The 13876-nt window shown below is 68.3% G+C and carries 13 protein-coding genes; 2 read left to right on the top strand and 11 right to left on the bottom strand.

The window, feature by feature from the left end:
• Nucleotides 1–16 precede the first annotated feature (16 nt).
• From OG718_RS42040 to OG718_RS42020, 5 genes are all read right to left on the bottom strand, one after another.
• Nucleotides 17–970, bottom strand: coding sequence for a helix-turn-helix transcriptional regulator (locus OG718_RS42040; protein WP_143635631.1), 954 nt, complete (start codon nucleotides 968–970; stop codon nucleotides 17–19).
• A gap of 264 nt (nucleotides 971–1234) precedes the next feature.
• Nucleotides 1235–1609 carry an FKBP-type peptidyl-prolyl cis-trans isomerase gene (locus OG718_RS42035; protein WP_143635633.1) on the bottom strand — a complete coding sequence of 125 codons (375 nt, stop codon included), beginning with the start codon at nucleotides 1607–1609 and terminating at the stop codon, nucleotides 1235–1237.
• Between the two features lie 52 nt (nucleotides 1610–1661).
• Nucleotides 1662–2675 (bottom strand): FKBP-type peptidyl-prolyl cis-trans isomerase, encoded by a 1014-nt coding sequence (locus OG718_RS42030; protein ID WP_143635634.1) that lies wholly within the window; start codon nucleotides 2673–2675, stop codon nucleotides 1662–1664.
• Between the two features lie 165 nt (nucleotides 2676–2840).
• The gene (pafA, locus tag OG718_RS42025) at nucleotides 2841–4202 is read right to left on the bottom strand and encodes a Pup--protein ligase (protein ID WP_143635636.1); all 1362 of its coding nucleotides are present in this window, start codon (nucleotides 4200–4202) and stop codon (nucleotides 2841–2843) included.
• Nucleotides 4203–4211: 9 nt separating this feature from the next.
• Entirely contained in the window at nucleotides 4212–5471 is a 1260-nt protein-coding gene (locus OG718_RS42020; RefSeq protein ID WP_306940906.1) for an MFS transporter, read from the bottom strand.
• Between the two features lie 138 nt (nucleotides 5472–5609).
• Between OG718_RS42020 and OG718_RS42015 the strand changes: the two genes are divergently transcribed.
• Nucleotides 5610–6626, top strand: coding sequence for a LacI family DNA-binding transcriptional regulator (locus OG718_RS42015; RefSeq protein ID WP_306940905.1), 1017 nt, complete (start codon nucleotides 5610–5612; stop codon nucleotides 6624–6626).
• 198 nt (nucleotides 6627–6824) lie between these two features.
• On the opposite strand, the gene prcA is transcribed toward OG718_RS42015, so the two are convergent.
• From prcA to arc, 5 genes are all read right to left on the bottom strand, one after another.
• A complete protein-coding gene (gene prcA, locus OG718_RS42010) occupies nucleotides 6825–7571 on the bottom strand; it encodes a proteasome subunit alpha (protein WP_143635642.1) in 747 nt (248 codons plus the stop codon).
• Nucleotides 7572–7628: 57 nt separating this feature from the next.
• Nucleotides 7629–8474: a proteasome subunit beta gene (prcB, locus tag OG718_RS42005; protein WP_055618379.1), complete on the bottom strand. Its 846-nt coding sequence runs from the start codon at nucleotides 8472–8474 to the stop codon at nucleotides 7629–7631.
• 148 nt (nucleotides 8475–8622) lie between these two features.
• Complete coding sequence (locus tag OG718_RS42000; protein ID WP_030932625.1) at nucleotides 8623–8838, bottom strand: ubiquitin-like protein Pup; 216 nt, start codon at nucleotides 8836–8838, stop codon at nucleotides 8623–8625.
• Between the two features lie 165 nt (nucleotides 8839–9003).
• Nucleotides 9004–10515: a depupylase/deamidase Dop gene (gene dop, locus OG718_RS41995; protein ID WP_361892120.1), complete on the bottom strand. Its 1512-nt coding sequence runs from the start codon at nucleotides 10513–10515 to the stop codon at nucleotides 9004–9006.
• A 234-nt stretch (nucleotides 10516–10749) separates the two neighbouring features.
• Nucleotides 10750–12516 (bottom strand): proteasome ATPase, encoded by a 1767-nt coding sequence (arc, locus tag OG718_RS41990; protein WP_143635644.1) that lies wholly within the window; start codon nucleotides 12514–12516, stop codon nucleotides 10750–10752.
• Between the two features lie 259 nt (nucleotides 12517–12775).
• On the opposite strand from arc, the gene OG718_RS41985 reads away from it, so the two are divergent.
• Nucleotides 12776–13075 (top strand): ferredoxin, encoded by a 300-nt coding sequence (locus tag OG718_RS41985; protein ID WP_055618382.1) that lies wholly within the window; start codon nucleotides 12776–12778, stop codon nucleotides 13073–13075.
• A gap of 54 nt (nucleotides 13076–13129) precedes the next feature.
• Here OG718_RS41985 and OG718_RS41980 read toward each other — a convergent pair whose 3' ends face one another.
• Nucleotides 13130–13705, bottom strand: coding sequence for a hypothetical protein (locus OG718_RS41980; protein ID WP_328846649.1), 576 nt, complete (start codon nucleotides 13703–13705; stop codon nucleotides 13130–13132).
• Between the last annotated feature and the right edge of the window lie 171 nt (nucleotides 13706–13876).

The raw sequence follows: 13876 nt of genomic DNA, 5'->3' as shown, positions 1-13876 counted from the left end.
TTTCTTACGTTCCCCCTCAGCCCTTGGCCACGGCGCGCAGCCGGTCGACGACGTCGGCCCGCAGCTCGGCGGGTTCCAGGACGACCACGTCGGGCCCGAACTCGACGAGCCAGGCATCCAGACCGTGCCCGTACGGAATCTCCAACTCGTCCCACCCGTCACCGAGTTCCCGTACCGAGGCGGCCTTGGCGCGCAGCGGGTAGCCCGAGCCCGAGCGCAGCCGGATCAGCGCGGAACGGTCGGCGATGTCCCCCGCCCAGCTCGCGACGGTCTCACGCACGGTGACGACGTCGGGTACCTGGGCCGTGTACTTTCCGCCGCGTGTACGGACCTTGCCGGTGATCCTGGACAGCCGGAAGACCCGCTCGGCGCTCCGGTCGCGGTCCCAGCCGGCCAGGTACCAGTGGCCGCGCCAGCACTCCAGGGCCCACGGCTCGACGAGGCGTGGCTCGGGCCGGGCCGCGGTGGCCTTGCGGTAGTCGAAGGCGACGGGCCGCCGGTCGCGGCAGGCGAGCATCAGGGGTTCGAAGGCGGCCTCGTGCACGGGGATGCGGGGTTCAAGGGCGCCGTGGGCCTCGTACGGATCGACGTCCTCGGGGAGGCCCGCGGCGCGGAGTTTCTGCAGGGCGCCGCTCGCCGCGCCCGCGAGGCGGGCCTGCTGCCAGACCTTGGCTGCGAGGCCGAGGGCCGCGGCCTCTTCGGCGTCGAGAGTGATGGGAGGCAGCCGGTTGCTGTCGCGGCGGGCCAGATAGCCGACTTCGCCGTCGAGGTTCTCCACCGTCTCGATGACCAGGCCGAGTTCGCGCAGATCGTCCTTGTCGCGCTCGAACATCCGGTTGAAGGAGTCGTCCGAGCTCGCTTCCAGATAGGCCTCGATGGACTCGCGGAGCTCGCGCTTGCTGAGCGGCCGCCGGGTCCCGAGCAGACACAGCGCCAGGTTCATCAGCCGCTCTGCCTTGGCAATGGCCATCGATGCCCTTCCCTATGGTGCTTCCGACCGATGACCGTACCGCCCCGGGGTGTCGCGGCAAAGCCGAGGGCCCATGCCCGGACTGGCATGGGCCCCAAGTGATCGGGTCCGGTCGGACCGTGATCACACGGCGTACGAAGATCGGACCGTCATCAGACCTTCGTGATCACCGGGCCGTGCTCCGGCCCTCGTGGTGATCGGGTCGTACTCGGCTCTCGTGGTGACCGGACCGTGGGTGTCCCCCGGCCGGCCCTCCGCGAAGGCTCAGACGCCGACCAGGTCGCAGACGAAGATCAGCGCCTCGCCGGGCGCGATACGGCCGCCACCGGCGCCACGCTCGCCGTAGGCGAGGTGCGAGGGGATGATCAGCTGACGGCGTCCGCCGACCTTCATGCCCTGTACGCCCTGGTCCCAGCCCGCGATGACCTGGCCGACGCCCAGCTGGAACTGGAGCGGCGTACCGCGGTTCCAGGACGCGTCGAACTCCTCGCCGGAGGAGAAGGCCACGCCCACGTAGTGGACGGAGACGGTGTCGCCCGCCTTGGCAACCGGGCCGTCGCCCTCCCAGATGTCCTTGATCTCGAGGTCCGCCGGGGGCTCGCCGCCCGGGAAGTCGATCTCGGGCTTCTCGATGCTCACGTTTCTGGCTCCTGCTTGTTCTCGGTGGGGCAACCCGGACAGTCTGTCACTCTCAGCTCGTGGCCAGAATGTCGACCACGAACACGAGGGTGGACTTGGCGGGCAACTCCTTGCCCTTGGCCTCGTCGCCGTACGCCTGGGCGGCCGGAATCACCAGCAGGACCCGGTCCCCGACGTGCTTGCCGACGATCCCCTTGTCCCAGCCGGGGATGACCTGGCCCTGACCGATGACGGTGCTGAAGGGCTGGCCGCTCTTCCAGGACGAGTCGAAGAGAGTGGCCTTCTCCTTGCCCTTGTTGATCTCCCAGGCGGCGCCGCTGTACTGCATGGTGACCGACTGGCCGCTCTTCACCTCGGCGCCCTTGCCCTGGATGAGGACCTGGTCGACCAGCTTGGCCGGCGGGTCGTTCTTCGGGACGGAGATCGTGGCGGGCGCCTCGTCGTCGGCCTTGATCTGCGGCAGGTCCGACGGGATGGCGGCCTGCTTGCCCTCGACCTTCTTCGGGACGACGTCGCCCACGTCGAGCGCGAAGACCAGGGTGTCGGTGCCCGAGACTCCGGCCTGTTGGTTGCCCTGGCTGCCGAAGCCGGCGGCCGGCGGAGCGACAACCAGGACGCGGCTGCCCTCCTTCTGCCCCACGAGCGCCTTGGAGAACGCCGGGATGACCGTGTCGGAACCGGCCGTGACCAACTGCGGGGCCCCGCCCTCCTGGTAGGTGGAGCCGAGGTCCTTGCCGCTCTTCCAGACCTTGCCGGTGAAGTTCATCGACACCAGATCGTCCTTCTTCACCACCGCGCCGTCGCCCTCGGAGACCGCGTGCACGACGAACTTGTCGCTCGGGTCACCCTTGGGCACCTCGATCGTCGCCTTCTTGCCGAAGGCGCCCTTGACCTCGGGCATCGGCGACGCCGAGTCCACCGGCTTCGGTGCGCCCGCGGAGGAGGCGGAGGACGACGCCGACGGGTCGGCCTTGTCCTTGTCGCCCTTGTCGTCGTCGCTTCCGCAGGCGGACGCGGTCAGCGCCAGGGCAGGCACGATCAGGAGAGCAGCAAGTCGGCGTCGCACATCGGTCCTCAGGTCGCTCGAACAGGGTCCGGCCACTCTAGGCCCTCACGGCACTGGGCCGGGGCAGGCGGAACCGACCGTGCCGGTCGAGGACATACAGCCGAGGACATGAAAGAGGTCCTGTACACCCGCGGTGTACAGGACCTCTGCCGTGCGGACGACCGCCTACATCCCGGCGATCAGCTTCTCCACCCGGTCGTCGACGGAACGGAACGGGTCCTTGCACAACACGGTGCGCTGTGCCTGGTCGTTGAGCTTCAGATGGACCCAGTCGACGGTGAAATCACGACGCTGTTCCTGAGCGCGCCGGATGAAGTCGCCGCGCAGCCGGGCCCGAGTGGTCTGCGGCGGTACGGACTTGCCCTCGAAGATCTTCAAGTCGTTGCAGATCCGGGCGGCTTGGCCCCGCTTCTCCAGCAGGTAGTAGAGACCTCGGCGACGGTGGATGTCGTGGTAGGCGAGGTCTATCTGAGCGACACGCGGGTGCGACATGGTCATGTTGTGCTTGGCGCGATACCGCTCGATGAGCTTGTACTTCATCACCCAGTCGATTTCGGTACCGATCCGGTCGAGGTCCTCGGACTCGATCGAGTCGAGTGTGCGGCCCCACAGCTCCAGAACCTGGTCGACGACGCCGGTACGGATACCGCGGCGCTCGACGAAGTCCACGGCCTTCTCGTAGTACTCGCGCTGCACCTCGAGAGCAGAGGCCTCGCGGCCGCTGGCCAGGCGCACCTTGCGGCGGCCCGTGATGTCGTGGCTGACCTCGCGGATGGCCCGGATCGGGTTCTCCAGGGTCAGGTCGCGCATCACCGTGCCCGCCTCGATCATGCGCAGCACGAGGTCGGTGGCACCGACCTTGAGGAGCATGGTCGTCTCGGACATGTTCGAGTCGCCGACGATGACGTGCAGCCGGCGGTAGCGCTCGGCGTCCGCGTGCGGTTCGTCCCGGGTGTTGATGATCGGCCGGGAGCGGGTCGTCGCCGAGGAGACGCCCTCCCAGATGTGCTCGGCGCGCTGGCTGACGCAGTACACGGCACCACGCGGGGTCTGCAGCACCTTGCCGGCACCGCAGAGGAGCTGCCTCGTGACGAGGAACGGAATGAGGATGTCCGCGAGCCGGGAGAACTCCCCGTGACGGGCCACCAGATAGTTCTCGTGGCAGCCGTAGGAGTTGCCCGCCGAGTCGGTGTTGTTCTTGAAGAGGTAGACGTCGCCCGCGATTCCTTCCTCGTGCAGGCGTCGTTCGGCGTCTACCAGGAGTCCTTCCAGAATGCGCTCGCCGGCCTTGTCGTGGGTGACCAGTTCCGTCACGTTGTCACATTCGGGTGTCGCGTATTCCGGATGTGATCCCACGTCTAGATAGAGGCGGGCGCCGTTTCGCAGAAAGACATTGCTGCTGCGGCCCCATGACACGACACGGCGGAAGAGGTACCGCGCCACCTCGTCGGGAGACAGGCGTCGCTGTCCCCTGAACGTACACGTGACGCCGTACTCGTTCTCCAGCCCGAAAATGCGGCGGTCCATGACTGAACATTACGCCTGATGGCCTGTGCTGAAACGGGGTTCGGGGGCACCGTTTCGATCATTTTCCGAACCCCCCTCGACCACCGTGCCCCCGCCCGTAGCTGCGAGGACCCGCCCCGTGGCCAGCAGAACGACCAGCGCGGCACCTCCGGCGACACCCGATACGGCGAAGCCCCGGACGGCTCCGCCCCACTCGATGACCGGTCCCGCGAGGCCCGTCCCGACGGAGGCTCCCACCGTGAACGTCGTCACGAGCCAGGAGAACGCCTCGGTGACCGTGCCCCTCGGCGCGTGCCGGTCGACGAGGATGAACGCGCAGGCGATACAGGGTGCGAGGAAGACTCCGGCAAGGGCCATCAGCGCCGTCATGGCGACCACACCCGGCATGAGCATCAGCGGCAGGTAACTGACCGCCAGAAGGGCGACCAGCACGCGCAGTCGCCGCTCCGGCGCGCCGCCCCACTGCCGTGCCCCGTAGACCGTGCCGCCGACGAGAGCACCGAGCCCGATGGCGGCCATCAGCCAGCCGTACGTCACGTCGCCGCCGTGGTCGTCCGCGTACGACACGCTCGCGACCGTGATGGAACCGAGCGCCATTCCGACAAAAAGGAACGCGCCGAGCAGGGCGATGAGTCCTCGCGAGCGCAGCGCGCCGAGCCAGTGCGCCTCGCGCGGCGCCGAACGCCACGCGCGCGAGGGCCGCGAGACGACCACGGAGAGAGCGCCCAGCACCCCGATGACGTTGAGGATGATCAGCGCGGCCTGCGCGGACCACAGGGACACGCACAGCGTCACGAGCAACGGCCCGACGGTGAACATGACTTCCTGCGCGACCGCGTCCATCGCGTACGCCGTGTGCACCTGGTCCTCCTTACGGAGGACCGAGGGCCACAGCGCCCGCAGGCCGCCCTCCAGGGGCGGCGTGAAGAGTCCGGCGACGGCGATGAGGGCGTACGCGAGCGGGAGCGTCCCGGTGCCCGTGAGGGCGAACACGGTGGTCGCGAGGGCGGAGACGAGCGCGGCGGGCAGCTGGATCCGCGGCTGCCCGTAGAGGTCCACCAGACGGCCGAGCAGCGGCTGGCCCACGGCGTTGGCCACTCCGTAGACCGCGGCGAGCGCTCCGGCGAGGCTGTAGCTGCCGCCCTCCGCGCGGATGAACAGCACGATGGCGATCGCGGAGGTCGCGTTCGGCAGCCGGCCCACCAGGGTGCCGACGAGCAGCCGCATGGCGTGTTTCGCTCGGAGGATCTCCAGATAACCGGTGGCCATGCCCCGCCCCTTTCGGCTCCAGAATGCCCGAGTTTTCCTGTCCCCGCCGTCGGAGGCCTCGGAAGTGTTACGTATAACTTCGTTCGTCATACGTACCATGTGCGCTGTCCGCGAGTCCAGCAGAAAGACAGGTCACCGGTGGCAGCAGGCAGCCCCCGCCCCACGAGCCGTGACGTCGCCCAGGCCGCGGGAGTGTCCCAGGCGGCCGTTTCGCTGGTGCTCGGCGACAAGTGGCGCGGGCGGGTCTCCGAGCGGACGGCGGAGCGCGTACGGGAGGCCGCGCGGGAGCTCGGTTACCGGCCGAACCTCGCGGCCCGCAATCTGCGTCTGGGCAGCACGCGTACGGTCCTGCTGGTGGTCCCCGCCCTGACGACCGAGTTCTTCGCCGGCGTCTACACGGGCGCGGCCCGGGTGGCGGCCGAGCACGGCTTCGGAGTGGTGCTCTACCCATCCCCCGAGGGCATCGGCCCGGCACGGGATCCCTTCGCTTCCGCACAGGCCGCCCTGGACGGCGTGATCGCCTCCTCCATGGCCGCCGACGCCCTCACGGCGATCCGCGGCGACCAGCTGCCCCTGGTGATGCTCGACAGCGATCCGGCGGGCAGCACGGGCGCGGCAACGGTCAACCTCGACATCCGCGACGGCGTACGGCAGGTCGCGGAACACCTGCTGGGCCTCGGTCACCGCCGTTTCCTGCACCTGGCGGCTGACATCCCGTCCTGGACCTTCGACGTTCGCGCCCGTGAACTCGCCGAACGCCTGGCCGCGGTCCCGGGCACGGAACTCCGCACCGCCCCCGCCCCGATCTCCATCGAGGGCGCCCTGGCGGCCGCCGAGACCGCCCTGGCCGCCCCCGGCCCCCGTCCCACCGCCGTGGTCTGCGACGACGACAAACTGGCCGCCGGCGCCTACAAGGCCGCCCGCCGCCTGGGCCTGCGCATCCCCGACGACCTCTCCGTCACCGGCCTCGACGACCTGGCCCTCGCCACGGCCCTGGACCCGGAGCTCACGACGGTCCGCCTCGACGCCGACCTCTTCGGCGAACGCGGCATGGAAACCCTCCTGGCCGTCCTGAACGCCCGCGAGCCCACCGGCGAGGACATCCCCGTACACCTGGTGATCCGAGGCTCCACAGCCCCACCAGGCGCCCCGTAAGGGGCGCGGGGAACTGCGCGACCAGCCCGGAACAACCCGCACCCTGCCCACCGGCGGACCCTCTCCAGGGGTGCGGGGAACGGCGCGACCAGCCACAACGCACCCGCACCCGACACACCGTCCCGAGCCCCCGAAACACCGTGTGCCCCCGGCCTGCGAAAGGCCGGGGGCACACAAGGTTCAATCAGGTCGAGGAGGTCACTCCTCGTCCTCCGGGTCCTCGGCCTCCGCGGCCGTGGACGCCCCACCCTCCTCCAGCAACCGACCGAGCTGCCGGCCGGTGATCCGCTTGAACTTGCGCTGCTGCGGCCGCGTACGGTCCAGCACCGCGACCTCCAGCCGCTCCGCGGGAATCTCCCGCTCAGTACCGTTCGTGTCGCGCGACAGCGCCTGAACGGCCAGCTTGAGCGCCTCGGCGAGCGACATCCCCTCCTGGTGCTGCTGGTCCAGGTAGGTGCTGATCTGCTCGGCGTTGCCGCCGACCGCGACCGAGCCATGCTCGTCCACGATCGACCCGTCGTGCGGAAGGCGGTAGATCTGGTCGCCCTCGGGGGTCTCCCCCACCTCGGCGACGACCAGCTCGACCTCGTACGGCTTCTCCGCCGCGGACGAGAAGATCGTGCCGAGCGTCTGGGCGTAGACATTGGCGAGACCACGGGCGGTCACGTCGTCACGGTCGTAGGTGTAGCCCCGGAGGTCGGCGTAACGGACGCCGCCGATCCGGAGGTTCTCGTATTCGTTGTATTTGCCTGCGGCAGCGAAACCGATCCGGTCATAGATCTCGCTGAACTTGTGCAGCGCACGGGACGGGTTCTCGCCGACGAACACGATGCCGTCGGCGAACTGCAGCACGACGAGGCTGCGGCCACGGGCGATGCCCTTGCGGGCGTATTCCGCCCGGTCGGCCATGGCCTGCTGGGGTGATACATAGAACGGCGTCGACACCGGCTATCCGTCCCTTTCTGTGGAAGTCACTCGATCACCTTGACAAGAGGTCCGCTGTCAGAGCAGCGCGGCCCGTGGGCCGTCGGGCTGCTCAAGGCGCCGCTCCAGGATCGAGCGGGCGATCTCGGAGGACTCGTCGTCGGTGAGGCGGCGGAATCCGTCTGCGGTGATCACGGTGACGATCGGGTAGATCCGGCGGGCGACATCGGGACCACCGGTCGCCGAGTCGTCGTCGGCCGCGTCGTACAGCGCCTGTACGACGAGCGTCGTGGCCTGGTCTTCGGTCAGGTCCTTGCTGTAGAGCTTCTTCATGGCGCCGCGGGCGAAGATCGAGCCGGAGCCCGTGGCCGCGAAGCCGTGTTCCTCGGAGCGGCCGCCCGTCACGTCGTACGAGAAGATGCGGCCCTTCTCGCGGTCCACGTCGTACCCCGCGAAGAGCGGGACCACGGCCAGGCCCTGCATGGCCATGCCGAGATTGGACCGGATCATCGTGGAGAGGCGGTTCGCCTTGCCCTCCAGGGAGAGCGTGGCGCCCTCCACCTTCTCGAAGTGCTCCAGCTCCAGCTGGAACAGCTTCACCATCTCCACGGCCAGACCGGCCGTACCGGCGATGCCCACCGCCGAGTACTCGTCGGCCGGGAAGACCTTCTCGATGTCGCGCTGGGCGATCATGTTGCCCATGGTGGCCCGACGGTCACCCGCGAGCACGACACCGCCGGGGAACGTGGCGGCCACGATCGTGGTCCCGTGCGGTGCTTCGATGACGCCCTTCATGGGCGGCAACTGCCGGTTGCCCGGGAGGATGGCCGGCTGGTGTTCGGACAGGAAGTCCATGAACGAGGACGAGCCGGGCGTCAGGAAGGCAGCCGGCAGACGCCCGGTGCTACGAGGGTTGGCTTCCACGCGATGTCCTTCCACGTAGGCGGCGGCCCGCCGGGGACGGCCGAGCCGATCATCAAATCTGTGCACGGACCATACCCGTACCTACGCCAGTCATCCGTCCCGGCGCCGACCCGATGGAACGGGCCGACTCCGGGGCGGACAACCGGGGTTACTCTCCGCCCTTCTGGACGAAGGAACGCACGAAGTCCTCTGCGTTCTCCTCGAGGACGTCGTCGATCTCGTCCAGTACGGAGTCGACATCGTCCGACAGCTTCTCCTGGCGCTCCTTGAGGTCTTCGGATGCCTGCGCCTCGGGCGCTTCCTCGACCTCCTCGGTGTTGCGCGTCGCCTTCTGCTGTCCGCCGCCGGTGTCCTTGGTCGCCATAACCCTCACCCCGCTCGGTTCGACGTTCTTGATCAGACCCTACAAGCAGGGTCCGACATCGGCCCCGCAGTTGCTACAACGTCCGGGGGCCACCTCGATGATTCCCGGACGCCGCCTCTTTCCACCTCGCCCCGCCGCATCGGCCCGAGGGCCGCGGCGGCCCGGTCAGCCGCCCGAAAGCACCCTGACCAGGTCTTCCGCCGTACGGCAGCGGTCGAGGAGCTCCTTGACGTGATTACGCGTTCCGCGAAGCGGCTCGAGGGTTGGGACCCGCTGGAGCGAGTCCCGGCCCGGCAGATCGAAGATCACCGAGTCCCAGGAGGCCGCCGCCACGTCGTCCGCGTACTGCTCCAGACAGCGCCCGCGGAAGTACGCGCGCGTGTCCTCCGGCGGCTTCGTCCGGGCCCGCTCCACGTCCGTCTCGTCCAGCAGGCGCTTCATCCTGCCGCGGGCCACGAGACGGTTGTAGAGGCCCTTCTCCGAGCGCACGTCGGCGTACTGGAGGTCGACCAGGTGCAGCCGCGCCGCGTCCCATTCGAGGCTGTCACGGCGCCGGTAGCCCTCCATGAGCTCCCGCTTGGCCACCCAGTCCAGCTCGCCCGCCAGACTCATGGGATCGCTCTCCAGGCGCCCCAGGACGTCCTCCCAGCGGGTGAGCACGTCCTTGGTCTGCTCGTCCGCGTCCGCGCCGAACCGCTCCTCGACGTACTTGCGCGCCAGTTCGAAGTACTCCATCTGCAGCTGGACCGCGGTGAGCGTCCGGCCGCTACGGAGCGTGATCAGGCGCTTGAGGGTCGGGTCGTGCGAGACCTGGTGCAGCGTGCGCACCGGCTGGTCCACGGCGAGGTCCACGGCGATGAAGCCGTCCTCGATCATCGACAGGACGAGGGCGGTCGTGCCGAGCTTGAGATAGGTCGAGATCTCCGAGAGGTTCGCGTCGCCGATGATCACGTGCAGGCGGCGGTACTTCTCGGCGTCCGCGTGCGGCTCGTCACGCGTGTTGATGATCGGGCGCTTGAGGGTGGTTTCGAGGCCCACCTCGACCTCGAAGTAGTCGGCACGCTGACTGAGCTGGAAGCCGTGCTCGTGCCCGTCCTGGCCGATACCGACGCGGCCCGCTCCGGTGACGACCTGGCGTGAGACAAAGAACGGCGTGAGGTGACGCACGATGTCCGAGAAGGGGGTCTCCCGCTTCATCAGGTAGTTCTCGTGCGTGCCGTACGAGGCGCCCTTGTTGTCGGTGTTGTTCTTGTAGAGGTGGATCGGCTGGGCCCCGGGCAGCTGGGCCGCGCGCTCCGCGGCCTCCGCCATGATGCGCTCGCCGGCCTTGTCCCACAGGACGGCGTCCATCGGGTTGGTCACCTCGGGAGAGCTGTACTCCGGGTGCGCGTGGTCCACGTACAGCCGTGCCCCGTTGGTGAGGATGACATTGGCGAGGCCGATGTCCTCGTCGGTGAGCTGACTGGAGTCGGCGGCCTCGCGGGCGAGGTCGAAGCCCCGCGCGTCCCGCAGCGGGTTCTCCTCCTCGAAGTCCCAGCGGGCCCGCCGGGCCCGGTGCATCGCCGCCGCGTAGGCGTTGACGATCTGGGACGAGGTGAGCATGGCATTGGCGTTGGGGTGGCCGGGGACGGAGATCCCGTACTCCGTCTCGATGCCCATTACTCGCCGTACGGTCATGCGGCCCTCCTTGCCCGGCGGCGTCCTCGGTCGGGGACGCCGCTCAAGTACCGCTGGCGCTCCGGTGCGTGTGCGGTGCCCGTCCCCGCACTGCGCGACTCGGCGGTACCGAAGAGCCTAGAGCGCCTTTGCGCTGGTGGGGAGATCATTTGCGTCATTGCTCAGCTCCAGCTGTGCCCTGGAAAACAGTCGGCTGCGGGTACCCAGTAAGGGCACCCGCAGCCACCCTGTCTTTTACAGGTACTGACCGGTGTTCGCCACCGTGTCGATGGAGCGTCCGGTGTCCGCGCCCTGCTTTCCGGTGATGAGCGTCCGGATGTAAACGATCCGTTCGCCCTTCTTTCCGGAGATACGGGCCCAGTCGTCCGGGTTCGTGGTGTTCGGCAGGTCCTCGTTCTCCTTGAACTCGTCCACGCAGGCCTGGAGCAGGTGGGAGACCCTCAGACCCTTCTGGTTGTGCTCGAGGAAGTCCTTGATCGCCATCTTCTTGGCGCGGCCGACGATGTTCTCGATCATGGCGCCGGAGTTGAAGTCCTTGAAGTACAGGACTTCCTTGTCGCCGTTGGCGTACGTGACCTCGAGGAAGCGGTTCTCCTCGGACTCGGTGTACATGTGCTCGACGGCGGTCTGGATCATGCTCTGGACCGTGGTGGTCTTGCTGCCGCCGTGCTCGCCGACGTCGTCGGAGTGCAGCGGGAGGCGCTCGGTGAGGTACTTGGCGAAGATGTCCTTGGCCGCCTCGGCGTCCGGACGCTCGATCTTGATCTTCACGTCGAGACGGCCGGGACGCAGGATCGCGGGGTCGATCATGTCCTCACGGTTCGAGGCGCCGATCACCACCACGTTCTGTAGGCCCTCCACGCCGTCGATCTCGGCGAGCAGCTGCGGGACGATGGTGTTCTCCACGTCCGAGCTGACGCCCGATCCACGGGTGCGGAAGAGGGACTCCATCTCGTCGAAGAAGACGATGACGGGGGTGCCCTCGCTGGCCTTCTCACGAGCACGCTGGAAGACGAGGCGGATCTGCCGCTCGGTCTCACCGACGTACTTGTTGAGGAGCTCGGGACCCTTGATGTTGAGGAAGAAGCTCTTGCCCGTGGCCTGCCCGGTCACCTCGGCGACCTTCTTGGCCAGCGAGTTGGCGACGGCCTTGGCGATGAGCGTCTTGCCGCATCCGGGGGGCCCGTACAGCAGTACGCCCTTGGGCGGCCGCAGTTCGTGCTCCTTGAACAGGTCGGGGTAGAGGTACGGGAGCTCGACCGCGTCGCGGATCATCTCGATCTGGCCGCCCAGACCGCCGATCTGCTCGTAGCCGATGTCCGGGACCTCTTCGAGGACGAGTTCCTCGACCTCGCTCTTGGGAACGACCTCGTAGACATAGCCGGAGCGGGGTTCGAGGAGCAGGGCGTCGCCGGGGCGGATGGTGACATCCATCAGCGGCTCGGCTAGCCGTACCACCCGTTCCTCGTCGGTGTGCCCGACCACGAGGGCGCGCTCACCGTCCTCGAGGATCTCCTTGAGGGTGACGATGTCGCCGACGCTCTCGTACTCCATGGCCTCGACCACGTTGAGAGCTTCGTTGAGCATCACTTCCTGGCCGCGCCTGAGCTCTTCGAGCTCGACGCTGGGGCTGACGTTCACCCGGAGCTTGCGGCCCCCGGTGAAGATGTCGGCCGTACCGTCCTCGTTCGCCACGAGGAAGACACCGAAGCCGGCCGGCGGCTGTGCGAGCCGGTCGACCTCCTCCTTGAGTGCCACGATCTGGTCGCGGGCCTCTCGGAGGGTGCCCGCGAGCCGCTCGTTCTGCGCGGACACGCCGGCCAGGTTTGTCTGCAGCTCGACGATCCGCTCTTCGAGAATCCTCGTGTGTCGCGGAGAGTCGGCGAGCTTGCGTCGCAGGACGGCGATCTCCTGCTCAAGGTAGGCAATCTGCCCGGACGGGTCGTCGGACCCTCGTCCCGGGCGGATGCCGCGGTTCATGTCGTCGTCGTGGGCTGCCACGGTCCTCACCTCCTCCAAGGGGAGCTGGACGCTTCCAGACCCTACCTGGGTGGGTGTCGATTGAAACCCCTAGATCACAAAGACGGTCGAGGTGTGTCCGATCTTCACCCTTGCGCTCTCCCTCACGCCAGTGGAATACCCACACAACGCGATTGGGAAGCCGACGGAGGTAGGGTCGAAGTGTTCAACACCCGCCAGAGCTGGCCCGATTCCCAAGTCTTCGGATCGCTCGGCGCAGGAAACGGCAGGAGAAACGACCGTGCAGCAGGAGGCCGGAGTCGACGGCGAGGGGCTCGAGGTCTGGATCGACCAGGACCTCTGTACCGGCGACGGAATCTGCGCCCAGTACGCCCCCGAGGTCTTCGAGCTGGACATCGACGGCCTGGCCTACGTGAAGAGTTCCCAGGACGAACTCCTGCAGGCCCCGGGCGCCACAACGCCCGTACCGCTGACGCTTCTGCGTGATGTCGCCGACTCCGCGAAGGAGTGCCCGGGCGACTGCATCCATGTACGTCGGGTTTCGGACAGGGTCGAGGTCTACGGCCCCGACGCGGAGTGACCGGAAAGCCACTCCGCGTAACGGCTTGTCTGATTTCTCACGCCCGGCCCGCTCTCACACACTGTGGGCCTCGGACGGTGTCGAGCGGGCGAACGCGCCGTTCTTCCACTGCCACTTGGCGCGCTCGGTCACGTCCGGACAGCAACTCGGTACGTCGCGCGACGAGTAGCCGAGGAGGGTCGCGGTGATCGTGGCGTCACGGACGGCGAAGTCCTTGACGCTCAGCCGGTCCTTCGGGTCGACCAGGGTGGCGACGACACGGGGCTTCGGGTCGTCCGCGGACCGCGTGACGACGTAGACACCGCTGGGCGGAGTGCCGATGCCGGCCTCGCAGCGCACCACGGCGACCGTCTCGGGGCGGCCGTCGCCGTCGAGGTCCCCGGAAGCCTGTCTCTGGACGGCGGCCTCGTTGGGGCCGCACTCGATCGGGAATTCGACGCCGGCCGGGTCGGGCGGCGCCACGGCGGCCGGGGCCGTCTTCGACTCGGGGCCGTGCTGGGCGGCGGTGGCCCGGTCGGGCTGCAGGAAGCCGGAGGCCGCGACCACTCCGGCGAGGGCGGTCGCCGTGGCCAGCCAGTGGATCGGACGGGTGTGCGTGTGTGCCAGTTCCGGAACGGCGGATTGCTGCACTAGGAAGTGTCTCCTGTGAGGGCTGTGCCGGTGGGGGTGGCCAGCATGGTGCCACACGTCACACCGTGAGGGAACGGCGGGGTCCGGGGTTACTGGCGGGGAGTCAAGGGAAAAGCGTCGTGGCCGAGTTCCCGAGGTGCTCTCGGGAACTCGGCCACGACGCTTGAGCGT

The sequence above is a fragment of the Streptomyces sp. NBC_00258 genome (assembly GCF_036182465.1).
Taxonomy (GTDB): Bacteria; Actinomycetota; Actinomycetes; order Streptomycetales; family Streptomycetaceae; genus Streptomyces.
Note: the sequence above shows the minus strand (reverse complement) of the source record. Positions and strands in the feature narration are given on the sequence as shown.

Coding starts and splice junctions, on each gene's coding strand:
- pafA (WP_143635636.1), bottom strand. CDS start 4,202: ATGGACCGCCGCATTTTCGGGCTGGAGAACGAGTACGGCGTCACGTGT.
- OG718_RS42040 (WP_143635631.1), bottom strand. CDS start 970: ATGGCCATTGCCAAGGCAGAGCGGCTGATGAACCTGGCGCTGTGTCTG.
- OG718_RS42000 (WP_030932625.1), bottom strand. CDS start 8,838: ATGGCGACCAAGGACACCGGCGGCGGACAGCAGAAGGCGACGCGCAAC.
- dop (WP_361892120.1), bottom strand. CDS start 10,515: ATGACCGTACGGCGAGTAATGGGCATCGAGACGGAGTACGGGATCTCC.
- OG718_RS42020 (WP_306940906.1), bottom strand. CDS start 5,471: ATGGCCACCGGTTATCTGGAGATCCTCCGAGCGAAACACGCCATGCGG.